Origin of the sequence: Frankia sp. AgKG'84/4, from assembly GCF_023242965.2 — a bacterium.
Taxonomy (GTDB): domain Bacteria; phylum Actinomycetota; class Actinomycetes; order Frankiales; family Frankiaceae; genus Frankia.
This window is the reverse complement of sequence record NZ_JALKFU020000823.1, coordinates 1-1,014: the sequence shown is the minus strand read 5'-3', so window position 1 is coordinate 1,014 and position 1,014 is coordinate 1. Positions and strand designations below refer to the sequence as shown.

Sequence of the window (1,014 nt, the reverse complement as noted above, 5' to 3'; positions counted from 1 at the left end):
CCGAGGGATTGGCGAGGCATGGCCATCGTTCGCCGGATCCGCTTTCAGTAACACGCCAGAAAAGGAACGTCCGGTTAATATCGGATATTTTGGCCGGGCAGTGGCCAGGAAGAACGGGAGAAGCGACGCGCAGAACTGCGCTCAAAGAACCAACTAGCTACTAAGAGTGACTTTCCCGCTTGGCAGTACCGGCTCCACCGCAGGGAAAACCACGAACATCAGCAGTGCCACAAGTACCAGCAGTAGCAGGACTGCCAGCATCGGTCGCAGCCCGCGCGGCCCGGGTAGGTGACGGTAGAGCCAGGCGTACATCGCTCACTCCCCCTTGAGGGCCACGGGCGGGCCGGCGGACTTCTCCGTGGCGTCCACCAGCTCCCCATACACGATCAGTCGATGGCTTGCTGAGTATTTAGGATGACAGGTTGTCAAGGTGATGAGACTCTTCGTTGGCGTCACGCCGGGCCGCTTCGGCACCGGGTCGGCGACGTCAATGCGATTCGGAGTCACGACCTCGGAGCCGGTGACCCGATAGGTGTAGTAACGGTCCCGCACCTCGACAACAAGCGGATCGCCTATCTTTAGTTCATCAATACGATTAAAAGGCTTTCCATACGTTGTCCGATGGCCCGAGACGACGAAGTTTCCGATCTGGCCGGGCATCGCCGTGCCGGGCATGTGACCAGGCCCGCGGCGCAGGTCGTCGACGGCCACGCCCTCGACGACGACCGGCGCGTAATCTGAGCCGAACCGGGGCACCCGCAGGATTGCCACCCCGTCCCCGAGTTCCACCGGCGGGATGACTGGCCGGGCGCGACCACCGGCGGGCGCGCGCACCGGCGGCGGCCTGCGCCACGCCTCCACGAGCTGCTGATGCAGATGGTCCTGGGTCCGCTCGGCGAACAGGTCCGTCACCCAGAGCTGGTAGGTCAGAAACAGTGCCACCAGGATGCCGGCCGTGATCAGCAGCTCGCCCAGGCCGCGCGCGAGCCGCCCGCCCAACGACCGGCCCCGGCG

The 1,014-nt window shown here is 64.5% G+C and carries 1 protein-coding gene; it reads right to left on the bottom strand.

Annotation, left to right across the window (positions count from 1 at the left end; translation table 11 throughout):
* Positions 1 to 315: 315 nt before the first annotated feature.
* Positions 316 to 999 carry a class E sortase gene (locus MXD58_RS25465; RefSeq protein ID WP_308302045.1) on the bottom strand — a complete coding sequence of 228 codons (684 nt, stop codon included), beginning with the start codon at positions 997 to 999 and terminating at the stop codon, positions 316 to 318.
* Positions 1,000 to 1,014: the final 15 nt, after the last annotated feature.